A 17,489-nucleotide genomic window follows, 5' to 3' on the forward strand; every position below is an offset into this window, starting at 1 on the left:
GAGATCATGACTGAACACGTAAAAAGCTATTATGCGGCTTCGGCCAACAACCACGCTCCCTACCCGCAGCTGAATGAATCCATTGAATGCGACGTCTGTATCGTCGGCGGCGGCTACACCGGTTTGTCATCGGCGCTGTTTCTGGTAGAGGCGGGGTACAACGTGGTGGTGTTGGAGTCTGCCCGCATCGGTTTCGGTGCCAGCGGACGTAACGGCGGGCAATTGGTGAACTCCTACAGCCGCGATATCGACGTCATTGAACAGCGTTATGGCGCCGAAAGCGCCCGCCTGCTCGGCAGCATGATGTTTGAAGGCGCAGAGATCATTCGCAGCCGTATCCAACGGTACGCCATCGAATGTGACTATCGCCCTGGCGGCATCTTCGCCGCGCTGAACAACCGGCAATATCATGCGTTGATCGAACAAAAACAGCACTGGGAGCGCTACGGCAATACCCAGCTTGAATTGCTGGACGCCGAGCGTATCCGCCAGGAGGTCGATAGCGAGCGCTACGTCGGCGCGCTGCTGGATCACAGCGGCGGCCATATTCACCCACTGAATCTGGCGCTCGGTGAAGCCGAAGCCATTCGCCTGCAGGGTGGACGGATCTTCGAACAGTCTGCGGTCACCCACATCCGTCATGGCGAACCGGCAATCGTCAGCACCGCCAACGGCCAGGTGACAGCACGTTATGTGATTGTCGCCGGCAACGCTTATCTGGGCGATAAGCTGGAACCGCGGCTGGCGAAACGTAGCATGCCGTGCGGCACCCAGGTGGTGGCTACCGAACCGCTGGCGCCGGAAGTGGCGCGATCGCTGATCCCACAGAATTACTGCGTCGAAGACTGTAACTACCTGCTGGATTATTACCGTATCACCGGCGATAACCGCCTGTTGTACGGCGGCGGCGTAGTGTATGGCGCCCGCGATCCGGACGATATCGACAATCTGATCCGGCCAAAGCTGCTGAAAACTTTCCCGCAGCTCAAAGGCGTGCGTCTCGACTATCGCTGGACCGGTAATTTCCTGCTGACGCTGTCGCGCATGCCGCAGTTTGGTCGGCTGGAAAATAACGTGTATTACATGCAGGGCTACAGCGGCCACGGGGTGACCTGTACTCATTTGGCGGGCAAACTGATTGCCGAGCTGATGCGCGGCGATGCGGAAAGGTTCGATGCGTTTGCCAAGCTGCCGCACCTGCCGTTCTTCGGCGGTCGCAACCTGCAAATTCCTTTCACCGCGATTGGTGCAGCTTACTACCAGCTGCGGGATCGGATTGGGGTGTAACGCTATCGGGCCCGGTATACCACCGGGCCCGAAATTACCGCTTAAACAATCTTAGGCTGGCCGTCAGAGGCGGTCGCCCCGCCGTCTACCGGGATGTTGGCGCCATTGATAAAACTGGCGTCGTCACTGGCCAGGAATGCCATTACTGCCGCCACCTCTTCCGGCTCTGCCGCTCGGCCTAACGCAATACGCTCGTTAAACTTGTCGCGGATCTCCTGCGGCCAGCCGTTGGTCATATTGGTTTTCACCAGGCTCGGACATACCGAGTTGACCCGCACACCGTCACCGCCATGATCCAGCGCCATGGCACGCGTCAGGTTAACCACCGCCCCTTTCGCCGCGCAGTAGTACGCCGCGCCCCAGTCACCACCTAGCCCGGAAACCGACGCGGTGTTAACGATGCAGCCTTTGGTTTTCAGCAGATACGGCATGGCAAATTTGGAACAGAATACCACGCCATCGATATCCACCCCGGCAATGCGTCGCCAGTCGGCAACGCTGGTTTCCAATACGCTGCCGGCCACGTGCACGCCTGCGTTATTGAGCAGCACGTCGATGCGGCCTAATTTTTCGGCCACCTCATTCATCATTTTTTCAACCGCAACGTGGTCGGAAACGTCAATATGTACCGCCAGTGCCTTGCCTTTTGGCAGCGAAGCGGCAACTTTGTCCACCGCCTCTTTCGCCCAGTCAGCCAATACCACGGTAGCCCCTTCGGCAGAAAAACGACGCGCTGCCGCCTCTCCCATCCCATTGCCTGCACCGGTGATCACTACCACTTTATTGTCAAAACGCATGAGACCTCCTCCATGTGAATGTATTTCTATAAATCATACAAATCCTAATGGTTCGAGGATAAAACTCATGGACGACGAGTGACAGTCAAAATGTGCGGTTTATTAATCACAAAGAGGTATTCAGTGCGAATTCAATGCGCTAGGTCAGGCATTATCGGAATTAAGCCAAGCATTTGATAGGGTTAATAAAATTCATATCAGTGACTATTGCCAACGCGCATTATCACCTATCAATAAGTCCCGTACCGTCGCGTTAGTGCAGTTGGCGAGGTTCATTACTTCGCAATGGGGATCACCAACAGGTCAACGTTAAGGTTATTGATCGCCTGCCGGGCCGAAGATATCCATCTGCTCCAGATATCGTGATGATGGCCAAAGATAATCAGATCAATGCCTTTCTCTTTCGCCGCCCGGTTCAATTCTTCCGTCAGTTCGCCGCGGCTGATAATCACCTCTTCAACCGGGTAAGACGACTGATCCTTGATCGCATTCAGCATGTTTTTGACACGCTCCGAAAAAGTTCGGTCGGTGTAGTTGTATTCACCCACGCCCAGCTCAGCGTAATAGCCGCCACGGTGGATATCGATATAAATCAGCGATAGCCTGGCATTCAGTGCGCTTGCTAACTTGGCGCCTTTGCCGAGCAAAAATTCAGCGTCTTCGCTGAGATCGGTTGCCACAACGATATGATGATAAGCCATGATTACAGCCCTCCGCATTGCGCTGGTGAACAAAGTGGCGCTCCCTGCCAGGGCCTTTCCGCATGTTTGTTATGCTGTTTAAGTTTAGTTCAGCGCTGAAATAATCGCCTGCCCCTGGCCTTATTGTTCTTTTTATAGAACGATGCATCCTGAGTTAGCCCTCTAGTGGAATTTTCCTCTGGCCCTACACTGTTAACAAGCACTGAGATTAACCCTTGGTTAAACAAAGTTAATTGTTGTCTACGTCCCGATCACAGAGGAAAGAAAGATGAGCTCTCCAGCAAACTTTAATGGCCAGCGTCCTGTTATTGATGCCAATGACGCGGTGATGTTGTTGATTGACCACCAGAGCGGCCTGTTCCAAACCGTCGGCGATATGCCGATGACTGAACTGCGCGCTCGCGCTGGCGCACTGGCCAGTATCGCTACGCTAAGCAAATTGCCGGTCATTACCACGGCTTCCGTTCCACAGGGTCCTAACGGCCCCTTGATCCCCGAAATCCACCAAAATGCACCGCATGCGCAATATGTGGCGCGCAAAGGCGAAATCAACGCCTGGGATAATCCAGATTTTGTTGCAGCCGTAAAAGCAACCGGGCGTAAAACCCTGATTATCGCCGGAACCATCACCAGCGTTTGCATGGCCTTCCCGTCGATCAGCGCCGTGGCAGAGGGTTATAAGGTCTTTGCCGTTATCGACGCCTCCGGCACCTACTCTAAAATGGCGCAGGAGATTACTATGGCGCGAGTGGTGCAGGCCGGAGTGGTACCGATCGATACCGCCGGCGTGGCCTCTGAACTGCAGGGCAGTTGGAACCGCGAGGATGCACAGCAATGGGCTGAGGTTTACACCAAAATCTTCCCGGCATATCAGTTGCTGATTGAAAGCTATGTTAAAGCTCAGGACGTGGTGAAGAATAACGAAGTGCTGGATTCCCAGCGCGGCTAACGGTCACGCCAGGCTGGCCTGCTTCATTCTGGTCCAGCCTGTTTACCGGAGCAGCAGGCATAAAAAACCCCGGCTTTCGGCCAGGGTCATCAATGTTTGTCGGTTACTTTCCCGACCGTCATGTTATGGCGTAAGCGTCCATCGAACACTCCAACCTTACGCAGCCTAAGCACAACTTTTTCACAACAGAAAAATAGACTGGATCGGACTTATAACTTTATGGGCCAATCTTCTTTTCTGTTGCCAATAACTTCAGTTATTGAAAATGGTGAAGCTAATTATTTTAGATAAACTCCGGGTAATCCCGGAGTTTATTCAGGCAATTATTTTATTTCTCATCTGCTCCGGCTTAAACCATCATCGCTATCGCAAGAAATAAAGCACTACCTTGAAATTATAAAACGACTACGTTGCCTGCAGACGGGCCTTTCATACCGTTTTCGACAGTGAACTCAACGCGCTGACCTTCATCAAGCGTTTTGAAATCATTGCTTTGGATAGCGGAGAAGTGTACGAACACGTCTTTGCTGCCATCTTCCGGAGAGATAAAACCAAAACCTTTACCTGCATCAAACCATTTTACCAAACCAGTCATTTTATTAGACATAGATATTTCCTTTATATTTTTGAGACGCCATATGGCGATAGAGGTCTGTTTTTATTGGAAACTTATTGGGCACTAGAGAAGGAAATTCGCGGGAGAAGAGCTATCTATGGGATATCACTAATACTGAGAACTGCTTTACTAAAACTGCTTTCATAAGGTCTGTACTACAAACCGATGACGCTATTTACACATAGCTAGATTATTTAAGCAAGGAATATTTAACATTATATTTATACGCCCTGCTTATTATTTCCCAGATTCTGCAGCCCCACCCCCGCCCAGCAAGGCCTGATTGCCCTTTGCGGGATCGTCGCCTTAGCCGATAATGGCAATGCCCAGGCGTTCCATTAGCTGGAACACCTGGTAACTGTCCAACTTCACGCCCTGCAGATCGGTTCCGCGCAGATCCAACTCACCCAGTTCAGAGTTGGTCAGATCACAATGGGTAAAGTTGGCAGCACGCCAGTCGAAGGAGGAAAACTCGCCGCCGGACAGATCTGAGCCGCTAAAGGTCGCACCGAGGATTTGCGCGCTGTTCCAGCGATTTTCCCACAGCTCACACTTTTCCAGCACCACTTTGGAAAAGTTGGCGTAACTCAGGTTGCTTTTGGTGATGTAGGCACTGCAAAACCAGGTGCGCGAGGTAATCATGTTCATAAAGCTGGCACCGCGGAAGTCTGCGCCCTGAGCCCGGCACTCACGAATTTCGATGCCTAAAGCGTTGGCATTTCTAAAATCTGCCATCGACAGATCGCAATTCTTGAAGCTGGCGTCCTTGAGCACGGCGCGGCTGAAGTTACCGCCCTGCTGGCTCTCGCGGTCGTAAAACTGGCAGTCGATAAATTCGGTGCCGGTCAGGTCGGCGCCCGAGAAATCGCAGTTAATAAAGCTGCCATTTTCGACTTTCTCACCGGTAAACCGGTTACGAGCAATCTTTTCACCCTTCAGAGCCAGCACCATTCCATTCACCTGTTTATTTGTACAGTCAATGGCGCAGTATAATCCTATTTACATGACAGATTAAACCGCTTTAACGGGGTTTATCTGCCTCTGAGCACAAAAAAATAACCTGTGGGATAGGTGAGTTTTAAGCCTGTTTGACCTGGATCCGGTTCATATTCAAGCTGGCGTTCTGCGCCTGCACCACTCCTTGTTCAATCAGGGCATACAATCGGAAATTCAAAAAGGTATCCCCCACTGGATACGGTGAATTTACCATCGCATCACCGACCACCCGTGAGCCCTGGGTATAGTCATTCGGGCAAGCATCTAACAACGGACGGTCATGGAAATCGAGCGCCTGCCCCTGCACGCGGTTTTCCGCAAAAATCCGTACCAGTGAGTTTTCCGCCAACAGGCGATGCCAATCGGCAATCAGCCTGGCTTTCTCTTCCTCAGAAAGCTCGCGCCGCAAGATCCACAGTGGTTCCAGCATTTCTGCCGGGCACCAGTTGGTGGCAACCCGCCCGGTGTGTTCGGTTACGTTAACCACGAAAACGCGACGTTCCCCCAGCAACGGCAACAGTGCGCGCAGCATCAGTTGCTCGTCGGGATTGGCACCAGCCCACAACGTCACCTGCCCGGTTACAGCAGCGAGTTGCGTTTTTAACGTGGTCATCGCCAGCGGCAAAGCTTCAGAGGTATCCCACTCGGGAGCATGAACAGATTGGTGCAGATCGCGTAACCAGCGGCATCGGGCTTGCAGGGCCTGATCATCATCCAGCCCATACAGCGGCCCAAACGATAGGCTATCGGCAAAATCCAGTACGTTTTCTCCCGGGTAGGCCAACCGCACGCAGCCACCCGACAGTGCGATATGCACATCCTTCATCAATGCTTCTCCTTCGCTATTGCTTAAGTCAATCCTGAGCTGAATTTTGCCCCCTTTCCCCCTGCATCACCAGGCAAATAATCTGATTTTTTGCGTTTAAGCGACATAAAAAAACCGCCCTTGGGCGGTTGATGATAAGCATAATGATTTACTTCAGCGCTTCCTGAATGGCATCGGCCAGCGGGCCAACGTGCTTTTCAGCGGCCTTAAGCTGGAAGTCTACGCCGTTGCCGTCATTGGTGTCAGACAGCGTCGCCTTGATCAACTCCAGTGCCGCTTGCACTGCCACCAGCCTTTTATGCTGTTCGTCCGTGATAGGTTTGGAACTCATGGTGGCCGGGTAATATTGCTCTAACATCGTTCTCTCCTTGTGATTACGCTAATAAGTAACTTAACAGAATTTAAAGTTTTATCTAATGAAGCGAACCACAGAATCCCCCATTACCGCTGAGGATAAGTTGCCGGTACATCGATATGGCAGAAAATACATCAGTCGAAATGATTAGCGGAACGCCACCCAACTGGCATCGGCATCGGCGGAGCGCACGCAGTTTTCCACCCAGCGTACCCCCATCGCGCCGGCATGCACGTCGGGGTACCAAAAACCAGCCAGAAACGCCTCGTCTCGCCGGTCGGTGGCGTCCATCGCTAACGCAAAGCGCCGGTAAAGATTCGACCAGGCTTCGAACAGCCCTTCGGAATGACCGCCGCCGATGCGATCCTCCGCCAATGCCATAGGATCGAGGTAGGACATACCACGCTCCAGAATACGCACCGGCTCGCCCTGCACTTCAAAGCGCAGTTGGTTAGGCTGTTCGTCCCACCATTCCAGGCTGGCCTTTTCCCCCACAATACGCACCTTTTGGCCATGCATAGAACCGCTGTTAACTGCCGAACACCACATTGAACCGACAGCGCCATTATCGTACTCCATCAGTACATAGGCATTGTCTTCCAGCGGCGCACGAGTTTTGACAAAGCTCTGGCGGCTACACATCAACCGTTTGATCTTCAACTGCGGCACCATGGTTTCCGCCAGGAATAACGGATGGGTGGCCAAATCACCCAATACATAGCTGGGGCCGACAAAACGCGGGTCCACCCGCCAACGCGTGCTGGGATTGTCCAGTTCCACCGGCGCGGCATGGAACCCGTGAGAGAACTGCATGTTGATGATACGGATCTCACCCAGTTGGCCATCGGCAATCATCTGACGCGCCTGAAGGATCAGTTGATGCCCGGCATAGCCGTAGGTAACACCGATAATTTTATGCTGCCTTTGGCTCAGTTCCACCAGTGCTTGCGCCTCCTGCGCCGTGAAACACAGGGGTTTTTCGCACACCACGTGCAGGCCGGCTTCCAGCGCCGCCTGGCAAATAGCGAAATGGGTATTGTTTGGCGTAGCGATGGAAACCGCCTCTATGCCGTCCGCCCTGGCGGCTTCTTCACGGAATAACGTGGCGTAATCCGGATAACAGCGCTCCGCTGCCACGCCCAGGCTTTGCCCAAAGCTGCGCCCGCGCGATGCGTCAATGTCAAACGCGCCGGCCAGTAAGGTGAAAGTGCCGTCGCGCAATGCCGCAGAACGATGGATATAACCGATCTGACTGGTACCCCCGCCGCCGACCATGCCCCACCGCAGAGATCTTTCCAGAGGTTTAATACCGTTAATCATCTCGTTGCTCCTGATTAAAAACCGACGCTGCGTAAATAAGTAAGGCTATCCGTTACGTCGCGCAGGCTGCCTTGCGCCTGACGCGGATCCCGTTCCTGCTCAATGGTGATCCACCCCTGATAGCCGCGCGCAGCCAATAAGTCGCGCACGGCAGGGTAATCAATCGCTCCCTTCCCCAGCGGGCACATAACCTCTTGCGCGCAGGCGGTAAAGAAATCCAAACCACGCGCCAACACATTGCGGAACACCTGCGGGTTAACGTCTTTGAAATGCAGATAATCAATTCGGGAGAAGTAGCGCTCGAGCCAGGTGAGCGGATCCATGCCGGAGTAATACAGATGTCCGGTATCCAGACACAACCCCGCAGTGTGGTGCGGGATCTGCGCGGCCAGCAGTTCGATTTCATCAGCAAACTCAATACAGCCTCCGGCGTGCGGGTGTACCACCGGTCGTACCCCATATTCCCGCCAGGCAATCTCGCTAACGGCAATAATATGGCCGATCATACGGTTCCAATCGGCTGTATCCAGCCGCGGTGCCTGCATTGATTGCCCGGCAAACCTGGCCCGCTGCGGATTGCCGAAGTCGATAATCACCAGATACGGCGGTGAAAAATGGCCTTCGCAAATGGGTTGCGCCTGGGGCGCCTGCGAGAGGTTGCGGCATATGTTGTGGGTCAGTGCCAGTATGTGCTCGAAGTTATGCTCGCTGACCAAATCATCAAAAATGGTGCCCCCCACCAGCGACAACGAATGCCGTTGCAACTCTGCGGTCAGAGTTGCGGCATCGGTGGGCAGATAGCTCCAGGGCCCCAATTCAATGCTGTGATAACCTGCTGCGCTCGCTTCCTGCAGCACTTTGGTATAAGGCGGTAGGTCAGGATTTTTAGGATCATCCACTCCCCAGCTGCAGGGAGCGTTAGCAATAGGCAAAGTCATTTTTCAGTCCGTCTCTTGGTGTTGTGTAGCGCCAGTATCAAACGAAAATTTCGAAACCAACAATGATGGAATTTTCATTTTTTGATGGCGATCGCGTTATTTTTGATAGATAAAATGATGTTTTTCTATCAAATATAGACAGGCCGTGACTTCACGGGAGTGCGGTATTTTTAGCGAGGGAATTGGCTCCCGGGGCGGGAGCCGGTAATCAGATATTTTCTTTGGTGATCAGATCAAAACGGTTGATGCAGTGGGTAAACCCGGAAGCGTCGCCGCTGGCGGCAGAAATAAAGGTGTTGACGATCGAGGCGGCGAATTCCTGGATCCTGTGCCTCAACATCAGATCCAAAGTGCCGTCAATCAACGCCATCTCGCCCCCCTCAACCGGGCCATGGCAAATCAGCATGACCTCATGCTGCCTGCCGCTCTCGCGCAATGCGGCAATGATTCCCTCCACGCCGCCGCAGGGTGCATACAGAGCGACCAGGTTCGGATGCTGCTCCAGCAGAGTACGAGTTACTTGCCTGGCACTTTCGGCCTGTTCATGACTGCGGACCGGCTCAAGCACCCGCTGCGTACTTAAATGCTCACGCAGATAAGAACGGAAGCTGCTTTCACAGGTTTCCTGACACTGAAAGCGGTTGTCACCGATGATCACCCCCACTTCGCCGTGCCGCCGGCACAGACGCTCCACTGCCCAGGCGGCCGTACGGCCGGCCTGTTGATTGTCCAACCCGATATAACCGGCGCGGCAGTGTACCGACAGATCGGACAGCAGCGTGAACACCTTCACGCCCTGGCGAGTGGCTTCTTCAACCGCATAGCGGATCATCGGATTATCCAGCGCCAACACCCCGATAACATCCACGCTCTGGCTTAACTGCGTAATGGCGGCGGCGGTGTCGCTGACCGCGCTAATATCATGAAAAATAAACTGCGGCGGATTCTCGCGATCGTGATAAGGCATAGCCTGCTCCAGCAAGCTTTCCGCCAGCTGCGAGTAGAATGAATGCTCCTTTTTCAGCAGGATAAAACCCATTTTGAGGCGCACGGCAGGCTGTCTGGCGGCTTCAAACAGCCGGTGGGATTTCTCCAGCGCAAACCCCAGCTTTTGTGCCGCGGCTATGACTTTACGCTCGGTTTCCGGCCGCACCGGCGCGCGTTGGTTGATCACTCGATCGACCGTCGCGACACCGACGTGCGCCTCTCTGGCGATAGCTGCCAGCGTCGTTTTTTTGCCCGCCATAATCATTCCCATCACTGTTTTGATAGAAACTATCATGGCAGGCAGGTTAAAAGAAAGCCGATGCGGAGTTTGTGTGATCGGGCGCGTTAATCACCCAGCGCGGAGGGAAGCCTCAACGGTAAACGGAGAATTTCTTCGTCAGCGGCTTAAGTTGTTCGCTATCCCCGTACAGCGCCACCCCAACGAACTCCAGCTTGTCATACTCGGTATTGGCGGTATCGGCAATTTGCTGTTCAGCGGAGTGTGACAGCATGGTGGTGGTAAAGAAGTTGGCTAACACCCCTTCCTCCTTGCATTTGAGCATCAGATTGCTGAGCTGGCTGCTGTTTTTCGCCTGCAGGATCACGATCGGATAATGACTCATATTGGCGCTTACGCCTTCAATAGCGCTGGGATAATGGTCGAATTCACGCTGTTCGATCAGATCGGTAATGCCGGCGGTTAAATGGCAGGAAGCGTTAAATAAGATGGCCGGTTCGTGGTTACGGTTCAGGATGATATAGAACTTTTTCTCGTTGTCGCTGTACATCTTTTTCTCCTTGAATAGGGGCTCCAGTGTTATTCAGACGCGCAATCGCCTTCAATGATATTGATCATTGGCAAGCTACTTCCCGAGCGGCCAAGTCGTAGCCAGGCAGATTGCAGACATTGTTGCGAATGAATATCATATGCATCTTAGCAACTGGAGGTTGCCATGAAAATATATTGGTCGCGACGCCAAATCCCAGAGCTGCAGACACTACCCCGCAGGATACGCAATCGTAATTACCGCGATGCCTATTTTAGAACTTTTCGCCATTGGGAGGGCTGGGCTGGTTTGATGATCTACATCGCGTTGATTTGGCTATTTCTTCACGTATCCCATTTTATTTACCCACATGTCGAGGGCGAAATGGGGCGTTTGCTGCAGATCCTGGTCACAGTCACGATTCCCGTCTTTATATGGAGCCAGATATCAATCCATCTGATGCGGAAATACTATCGGCATCTTCTTATACGCAGTACCTAAGCCAAGGCCATTCCCCGGCTTAAAGACGTGCCCCGATAAACAGCGGCTCTGCGATGGTGTACCAACGTTTCCAGTACGATTGCGCAATTAAGCTCGAAATATGCGGTTGCGCCAAAAAACAGAGCAATAATTGAACTGCCGCTAGTCGCGCCCAGGCGCATAGTCTGGTCTTTGTCGTCGCTGGAGACCGCCATGTCCGCCATCAAACCTGAAACGCTGAACGCAACCCTCGATACCCCGACCACTCACTGGCCGGCTATCGCCAATGTGGTGCTCGCCGGTATTGCCGTTGCCCTGCACGTGGGTAAAGCGACTATTGCCTTACCGGAGCTGCAACGCGAATTCGGCCGTTCGCTGGAGTCGCTGAGCTGGATCATTTCGGCCTTTCCCTTTATCGGCGTGTTCGGTGGCATCGCCGCCGGCCTGCTGGTGCGCCGCTGGGGCGACCGGCGTTTGTTGGGGCTGGGATTGGTGATCGTCAGCGCCGCCAGCTTCGTTGGCGCGGCTCAACACAACTTCATCGGTTTGATCGTCACCCGCGCGATTGAAGGGATAGGTTTCGTTATCGTCGTGGTCTCAGCGCCAACCGTGCTCACACGCGTGGTTTCAGCGCAAAAACGTAATCTGGTCTTCAGTATTTGGAGCACCTTTATGCCGGCGGGCATGGCCATTTCGCTGTTTTTCGGCCCGCATTTTAGTAACTGGCAACAAAGCTGGATCGCCGGCGGTATCCTCACCCTGCTGGCCGCGCTACTGCTGCCATTCACCACTCCGCGAGCCGCTGTCACCACGTCTTCCACTGTTGCCTTTAAACTGCGTCAGGCGTTGGTCAGCATCCTGCGCGCACGGCAGCCCCTGCTGCTGGCCTTGATATTTACTACCTATAACCTGCAGTTCTTCGCCGTGATGGCCTTTCTGCCGATTTTCCTGATGCAGCGCATCGGGCTGACGCTGGCTACCGCCGGTGGGATCAGCGCGGCGGTGATAGCCGTCAATATCCTCGGCAATCTTGCAGCTGGGGTACTGCTTTCACGCGGTCTGCGGGCTCGAACTCTGCTCGCTGTTGTCAGCCTGCTGATGGGGCTTGCCGGTACCGGCGTTTTCCTGTCCGTTACACCAAACGCTTTACTGATCCCGCTGTGCTTAGTATTTAGCGCCATTGGCGGCATGATGCCCGCCACCATTCTGGCCGCCACTCCGGTGGCGGCGCCAGAGCCGGGTTTGATCCCGTTGAGCCTGGGGCTGGTGATGCAAGGCATTTATCTCGGTCAGGTGATCGGCCCCATCGTACTGAGTGCGCTTGTTGCCTATGCCGGTTGGTCTGCGCCCGCGGGTATGGTGCTGGCCGCCGCGCTGTTGGGCAGTATCCTGGCACTGGCGCTCGCATCGAAAACCAGAGCCTAGGCAATGCATGCCCTGCCACCGTTTCATCAGCTTAATATCCTCATAACATGAGGTACTATTAGTAAATTCTATTAACTGTTCACCGATAAAATCCGCTACCTGTTAACCGTTTGTGATGATAGGGTTTATTCTTCAAGAAGTGTCAATGCCGGTGAATACCGAGATCCACCGGCAAAATCTATCATCTGAGGGACGGGTATGATGTCTAAAGGTATTTCAAAGGGATTCTTTCTTCTGATCCTTTTTATCGTTACCGCTGCTTTTATGGACGTCTTGGGTCCCTACTACTCATCTGTGCTGTGGGCTATCATCCTGGCGGTGATTTTCCACCCTGTGAAACAAAAACTTAAACAGTATCTGGGCGACCGAAACGGCCTGGTTTCATTGATAACGCTCGCGGTGATCTGTTTGATCGTCTTTACGCCGTTGGCGATCATCGCTTCTTCATTGGCGATTGAACTGAATGTCGTTTACACCAAGCTGCAGACTAATAACACGCAGTTCCCGGTTATTGTTGCCGACACCCTGAAATTGCTCCCCGGATGGGCACGGCATTTTCTGGCGGAACATAATCTGGACAGCGCCGCGGAAATACAGAAACAACTTTCCGAAGTGGCACTCAAGGGCGGCCAATACCTGGCCGGCAGCGTCTTTTTGATTGGTAAAGGCACCTTCAACTTCGCCGTGGGTTTTGGCGTCATGCTGTATCTGCTGTTCTTCCTGCTCAAAGACGGCCCTTATCTGGTCAATCTGACGCTCGAAGCCCTGCCGTTATCCCAGCACGTTAAACACCATTTGTTTGTGAAATTCGCTGCCGTGTCGCGCGCGACGGTGAAAGGCACGGTGGTCGTGGCCGTGGTGCAAGGTGCGCTTGGCGGTCTGGCATTTTACTTCACCGGGATCGACGGCAGTCTGCTGTGGGGCGCGTTGATGGCATTCCTGTCCATCATCCCTGCGGTGGGTTCCGCCATTATCTGGGTACCGGCAGCCATCTATTTCTTCGCCACCGGCATGCTGTGGAAAGGCCTGTTCCTGGTCGGTTTCTTCGTGGTGATCATCGGGTTGGTCGACAATATTCTTCGCCCGCTGTTGGTCGGCAAAGACACCAAAATGCCGGACTACCTGATCCTGATTTCCACCCTGGGCGGCATGGAGATTTACGGTATCAACGGCTTCGTTATCGGCCCATTGATCGCCGCCCTGTTCATCGCCTGCTGGAATATTCTTTCCGGCCGTGACAGTGCAGAAACCACCGATGAGATCGACGAAGACTTTATCGAGGAAGGCAAGAATCACCCAGACGCCACCAAGGCGGAGTGAATAATAAAAAGTCGTTTTTTGATTGAGCATTACGACTTAATGTAAACAATACCCCGCATACTGCGGGGTATTTTACGATGGCATCATACCGGTGTAATCAGCCGTGTATAATTTGCCTGAACCGTTGGCCCCCATACACCATCACGTTGCCGCACAGAACCACCAACGATATTCTGGAACCCGACGCACTCACCATGAACGCAGATGGTCGCACTGAGCAAGGTTCGTTCATTTAACCCATGAGACTGCATATAAATATCGGTTGGTAATGGCTTGCCCGCTGCATCGATGGGAATTTCCAACATGCTCACGCTATAGTTACCAAACGATTCCCCCTCGTTGAATTTATATAGTTCAACGTAATTTTTCCAAACTTCCACACCATCAACTTTATAATGACTTTGTAATTCGCTCAGAGATGCCCCCGTATCATCTTCCATTGCAATAGTATCGAATCCAAACTCAACTTTTTGATTGTCCATTATTAATCTCTCTCTGACTTCCCATTTTAATTATCAGGCTACAAACCCGAACCATTGCCGGTACCGACACAGTCAGTTTATGTAATCTATAGAACATAACGTACTGAATGCCGTTGTTTGGCCTATCAGTAAACATTGGCTTATCTTTGAATGTCCGGATTATCTTGACGCAGGCCAGGCCCGAGAAATACAGGCTCACAACCAAAACGTCTAAATGAGGCTGGTAATATGGCTAAATTTTTTACGAAAACACTCGCGATAATATATAGGCAGGGCTGGATTGGGTCGTTATTGCCATTTAAATAGGAGAGGTTTGTGGGGGGATGATAAGGACTGCAGTTTGCATAATAAAAAACGGGAACCATCAGGCTCCCGTTATCATTTGACGCTAAAACACCATTACATGTGTTTAACGATAGCGTCGCCAAACTCTGAACATTTCAGCAGTTTAGCGCCTTCCATCAGGCGTTCGAAATCATAGGTCACGGTCTTGGCAGCGATAGCACCTTCCATGCCTTTAACGATCAGGTCAGCCGCTTCGAACCAGCCCATGTGGCGCAGCATCATTTCTGCAGACAGGATGATGGAACCTGGGTTCACTTTGTCCTGGCCGGCATACTTAGGTGCGGTACCGTGGGTGGCTTCGAACAGCGCGCAATCGGAACCGATGTTGGCGCCAGGTGCGATACCGATACCGCCAACCTGCGCGGCCAGGGCGTCGGAGATGTAGTCACCGTTCAGGTTCATACAGGCAATCACGTCGTATTCAGCCGGACGCAGCAGGATTTGCTGCAGGAAGGCATCGGCGATCACGTCTTTTACCACGATCTCTTTACCGGTGTTCGGGTTCTTGATTTTCAGCCATGGACCGCCGTCGATCAGTTCGCCACCAAACTCTTCGCGCGCCAGTTCGTAGCCCCAATCCTTGAAGGCACCTTCGGTGAACTTCATGATGTTGCCTTTGTGAACCAGGGTCACAGAGTCGCGGTCGTTGGTGATCGCGTATTCGATCGCCGCACGTACCAGACGTTTTGTCCCTTCTTCAGAACATGGCTTCACGCCGATACCACATTGCTCTGGGAAGCGGATTTTTTTCACGCCCATTTCGTCGCGCAGGAACTTGATCACTTTGTCTGCTTCTGCAGAACCGGCTTTCCACTCGATACCTGCGTAGATGTCTTCGGCGTTTTCGCGGAAGATCACCATGTCGGTCAGCTCTGGCTGTTTAACCGGGCTTGGAGTGCCCTGGTAGTAACGCACCGGACGCAGACACACGTACAGGTCCAGTTGCTGGCGCAGGGCCACGTTCAGGGAGCGAATACCGCCACCGACTGGGGTAGTCAGCGGGCCTTTGATGGCAACGCGGTAGTCACGGATCAGATCCAGGGTTTCTTCCGGCAGCCACACGTCTTTCCCGTAAACGTGAGTGGATTTTTCGCCGGTATAGATTTCCATCCAGGAGATTTTACGTTCGCCGTGGTAGGCCTTTTTCACTGCTGCATCAACCACGTGAATCATAGCAGGGGTAACGTCAACGCCAATGCCGTCGCCTTCGATAAACGGAATGATCGGGTTATTCGGAACAACCAGTTTACCCTGGGCATCGACCGTAATCTTTTTACCTTCTGCCGGAACAACTACTTTGCTTTCCATCAACCTCTCCTTCAAGCGCAATTTTTGTTAATGCTTTGTAAGATGCGTGTAGATACTACTGGAATTTTCAGTCCGCGCCAATCCGAAACGGATTCGGTTATAATGCGCCTATCATCCGTAATCTCAACTGTTATGAAAAAATTCTCTGTTAAAAATCACAAAGTTAAACGATTCAGCAAGCCTGCTCCCGCCAAACCCGCAGTCGCACAGGGGCCGCGTCGCGTGGTGTTATTCAATAAGCCGTTCGATGTGCTGCCGCAATTTACCGATGAAGCCGGCCGCACCACCCTGAAAGAATTCATTCCATTTCCCGATGTTTACGCCGCTGGGCGTTTGGATCGCGACAGCGAAGGTTTATTGGTGCTAACCAATGACGGCAAGCTGCAGGCGCAACTCACCCAGCCGGGCAAACGTGCCGGAAAAGTCTATTACGTGCAGGTCGAAGGCGCCCCGCAGGAAAGCGACCTGGCCCCTTTGCGCAATGGCGTCACGCTCAAAGACGGCCCAACGTTGCCGGCAGGCGTTGAGCTGGTCGCAGAACCGCAATGGCTGTGGCCGCGCAATCCGCCCATTCGCGAACGCAAATCAATCCCCACCGCCTGGCTGAAAGTCACCCTTTATGAAGGCCGAAATCGCCAGGTGCGTCGCATGACTGCACACATCGGCTTTCCTACCCTGCGGCTGATTCGCTACAGTATGGGTAATCTTTCATTGGGCGAATTGCAGCCCGGTGAATGGAAAACCCTGGACTCACTGTAACCAGCCCGAGGAGCAGCAACGATGAAAACATTAACCACGCTACTGTTCACCGCCCTGCTTTCGGTTCCTGCCGTTCAGGCCGCCAGTTTTGACTGCGCCAAAGCCGTCAGTGCCGACGAAAAGGCCATCTGCGCCAGCCGTACGCTGAGTGACAAAGACGTGGAAATGGCGACCAAGTACCAGTTTTTACATGGCCTGTTCGCCATGGGAGTGCGCGGTGAGATGCAAGACCAGCAACAGCGCTGGCTGGCGCAGCGGAAATTGTGCGGCAGCGACGTCAGTTGTCTCTCAGGCAGCTATCAGGCCCGTATTACCGAACTGGATGACATCTATCAGCATATCAATAAGCCGCTGTAAGGGACCTTTATGTTTAAACCGCACGTCACCGTTGCCTGCGTGGTTCACGCCGCCGGCAAGTTTTTGATCGTCGAAGAGACGATTAATAACAAGGCGCTTTGGAATCAGCCGGCCGGGCACCTTGAAGCCGACGAAACGCTGGTGCAGGCCGCCGAGCGCGAGCTGTGGGAAGAAACCGGCATTCGCGCCACGCCACAGTCATTCCTCAAGCTGCACCAGTGGATCGCACCGGACAATACGCCGTTTCTGCGCTTCTGCTTTGTCATCGAGCTCGAACAGCAGTTGCCGACCGAACCGCACGACAGCGATATCGACCGCTGTCTGTGGCTGAGCGCCGACGAGATTTTGCAGGCCCCTAACCTGCGATCCGCACTGGTCGCGGAAAGCCTTCGTTGTTACCAACAGCCGGAACGTTACCCGCTATCGCTGGTCAGCAGCTATAACTGGCCGTTCTGAGATGAATAAGTGCCGTGC

Annotated in this window: 19 protein-coding genes; 7 read left to right on the forward strand and 12 right to left on the reverse strand. The window is 53.2% G+C overall.

From position 1 onward, the window contains the following. The first annotated feature begins 6 nt into the window (after positions 1–6). On the forward strand, positions 7–1,287 hold the full coding sequence (locus AC1RKC_RS03385; protein ID WP_020826498.1) for an NAD(P)/FAD-dependent oxidoreductase: 1,281 nt from the start codon (positions 7–9) through the stop codon (positions 1,285–1,287). 41 nt (positions 1,288–1,328) lie between these two features. On the opposite strand, the gene budC is transcribed toward AC1RKC_RS03385, so the two are convergent. Together budC and AC1RKC_RS03395 are read right to left on the reverse strand one after the other, a co-directional pair. Beyond that, positions 1,329–2,084 carry a meso-2,3-butanediol dehydrogenase gene (gene budC, locus AC1RKC_RS03390; RefSeq protein WP_020826497.1) on the reverse strand — a complete coding sequence of 252 codons (756 nt, stop codon included), beginning with the start codon at positions 2,082–2,084 and terminating at the stop codon, positions 1,329–1,331. 275 nt (positions 2,085–2,359) lie between these two features. Continuing rightward, positions 2,360–2,785: a universal stress protein gene (locus tag AC1RKC_RS03395; RefSeq protein ID WP_020826496.1), complete on the reverse strand. Its 426-nt coding sequence runs from the start codon at positions 2,783–2,785 to the stop codon at positions 2,360–2,362. 268 nt (positions 2,786–3,053) lie between these two features. Between AC1RKC_RS03395 and AC1RKC_RS03400 the strand changes: the two genes are divergently transcribed. Then, entirely contained in the window at positions 3,054–3,734 is a 681-nt protein-coding gene (locus AC1RKC_RS03400; RefSeq protein WP_020826495.1) for a hydrolase, read from the forward strand. Positions 3,735–4,128: 394 nt separating this feature from the next. Here the strand turns inward: AC1RKC_RS03400 and cspE are convergent, their stop codons facing one another. The 8 genes from cspE to AC1RKC_RS03440 all read right to left on the reverse strand — a co-directional run bounded on the left by cspE (position 4,129) and on the right by AC1RKC_RS03440 (position 10,560). Continuing rightward, the gene (cspE, locus tag AC1RKC_RS03405; RefSeq protein ID WP_020826494.1) at positions 4,129–4,341 is read right to left on the reverse strand and encodes a transcription antiterminator/RNA stability regulator CspE; all 213 of its coding nucleotides are present in this window, start codon (positions 4,339–4,341) and stop codon (positions 4,129–4,131) included. Positions 4,342–4,656: 315 nt separating this feature from the next. Beyond that, positions 4,657–5,301 carry a Qnr family pentapeptide repeat protein gene (locus AC1RKC_RS03410; RefSeq protein ID WP_020826493.1) on the reverse strand — a complete coding sequence of 215 codons (645 nt, stop codon included), beginning with the start codon at positions 5,299–5,301 and terminating at the stop codon, positions 4,657–4,659. 127 nt (positions 5,302–5,428) lie between these two features. Continuing rightward, a complete protein-coding gene (locus AC1RKC_RS03415; protein ID WP_129940372.1) occupies positions 5,429–6,172 on the reverse strand; it encodes a DUF3658 domain-containing protein in 744 nt (247 codons plus the stop codon). A 148-nt stretch (positions 6,173–6,320) separates the two neighbouring features. Further along, complete coding sequence (locus AC1RKC_RS03420) at positions 6,321–6,530, reverse strand: hypothetical protein (RefSeq protein ID WP_020826491.1); 210 nt, start codon at positions 6,528–6,530, stop codon at positions 6,321–6,323. Positions 6,531–6,674: 144 nt separating this feature from the next. After that, entirely contained in the window at positions 6,675–7,847 is a 1,173-nt protein-coding gene (locus AC1RKC_RS03425) for a Gfo/Idh/MocA family protein (protein WP_020826490.1), read from the reverse strand. A 14-nt stretch (positions 7,848–7,861) separates the two neighbouring features. Next, positions 7,862–8,785 carry a TIM barrel protein gene (locus AC1RKC_RS03430; RefSeq protein ID WP_493092131.1) on the reverse strand — a complete coding sequence of 308 codons (924 nt, stop codon included), beginning with the start codon at positions 8,783–8,785 and terminating at the stop codon, positions 7,862–7,864. A gap of 208 nt (positions 8,786–8,993) precedes the next feature. Beyond that, positions 8,994–10,031 (reverse strand): LacI family DNA-binding transcriptional regulator, encoded by a 1,038-nt coding sequence (locus tag AC1RKC_RS03435; RefSeq protein ID WP_493092130.1) that lies wholly within the window; start codon positions 10,029–10,031, stop codon positions 8,994–8,996. A 112-nt stretch (positions 10,032–10,143) separates the two neighbouring features. Further along, positions 10,144–10,560: a DUF2000 family protein gene (locus tag AC1RKC_RS03440; RefSeq protein ID WP_493092129.1), complete on the reverse strand. Its 417-nt coding sequence runs from the start codon at positions 10,558–10,560 to the stop codon at positions 10,144–10,146. A gap of 672 nt (positions 10,561–11,232) precedes the next feature. On the opposite strand from AC1RKC_RS03440, the gene AC1RKC_RS03445 reads away from it, so the two are divergent. Both AC1RKC_RS03445 and AC1RKC_RS03450 read left to right on the forward strand, forming a co-directional pair. Then, positions 11,233–12,444 carry an MFS transporter gene (locus AC1RKC_RS03445; RefSeq protein ID WP_493092128.1) on the forward strand — a complete coding sequence of 404 codons (1,212 nt, stop codon included), beginning with the start codon at positions 11,233–11,235 and terminating at the stop codon, positions 12,442–12,444. 198 nt (positions 12,445–12,642) lie between these two features. After that, complete coding sequence (locus AC1RKC_RS03450) at positions 12,643–13,764, forward strand: AI-2E family transporter (protein ID WP_020826483.1); 1,122 nt, start codon at positions 12,643–12,645, stop codon at positions 13,762–13,764. Positions 13,765–13,847: 83 nt separating this feature from the next. On the opposite strand, the gene AC1RKC_RS03455 is transcribed toward AC1RKC_RS03450, so the two are convergent. Together AC1RKC_RS03455 and icd are read right to left on the reverse strand one after the other, a co-directional pair. Next, positions 13,848–14,246, reverse strand: a complete 399-nt coding sequence (locus AC1RKC_RS03455; RefSeq protein WP_129982990.1) for a hypothetical protein — start codon at positions 14,244–14,246, stop codon at positions 13,848–13,850. A gap of 399 nt (positions 14,247–14,645) precedes the next feature. After that, complete coding sequence (icd, locus tag AC1RKC_RS03460; RefSeq protein ID WP_012006449.1) at positions 14,646–15,899, reverse strand: NADP-dependent isocitrate dehydrogenase; 1,254 nt, start codon at positions 15,897–15,899, stop codon at positions 14,646–14,648. Positions 15,900–16,031: 132 nt separating this feature from the next. Between icd and rluE the strand changes: the two genes are divergently transcribed. From rluE to AC1RKC_RS03475, 3 genes are read left to right on the forward strand one after another with little or no spacing between them, the layout of a single operon-like run. After that, a complete protein-coding gene (gene rluE, locus AC1RKC_RS03465; RefSeq protein ID WP_234529385.1) occupies positions 16,032–16,658 on the forward strand; it encodes a 23S rRNA pseudouridine(2457) synthase RluE in 627 nt (208 codons plus the stop codon). A 21-nt stretch (positions 16,659–16,679) separates the two neighbouring features. Next, positions 16,680–17,015 (forward strand): lysozyme inhibitor LprI family protein, encoded by a 336-nt coding sequence (locus tag AC1RKC_RS03470; protein WP_234529386.1) that lies wholly within the window; start codon positions 16,680–16,682, stop codon positions 17,013–17,015. A gap of 9 nt (positions 17,016–17,024) precedes the next feature. After that, on the forward strand, positions 17,025–17,471 hold the full coding sequence (locus tag AC1RKC_RS03475; protein ID WP_048760698.1) for an NUDIX hydrolase: 447 nt from the start codon (positions 17,025–17,027) through the stop codon (positions 17,469–17,471). Positions 17,472–17,489: the final 18 nt, after the last annotated feature.

It is taken from the genome of Serratia sp. GW822-FHT06E05, assembly GCF_058799445.1.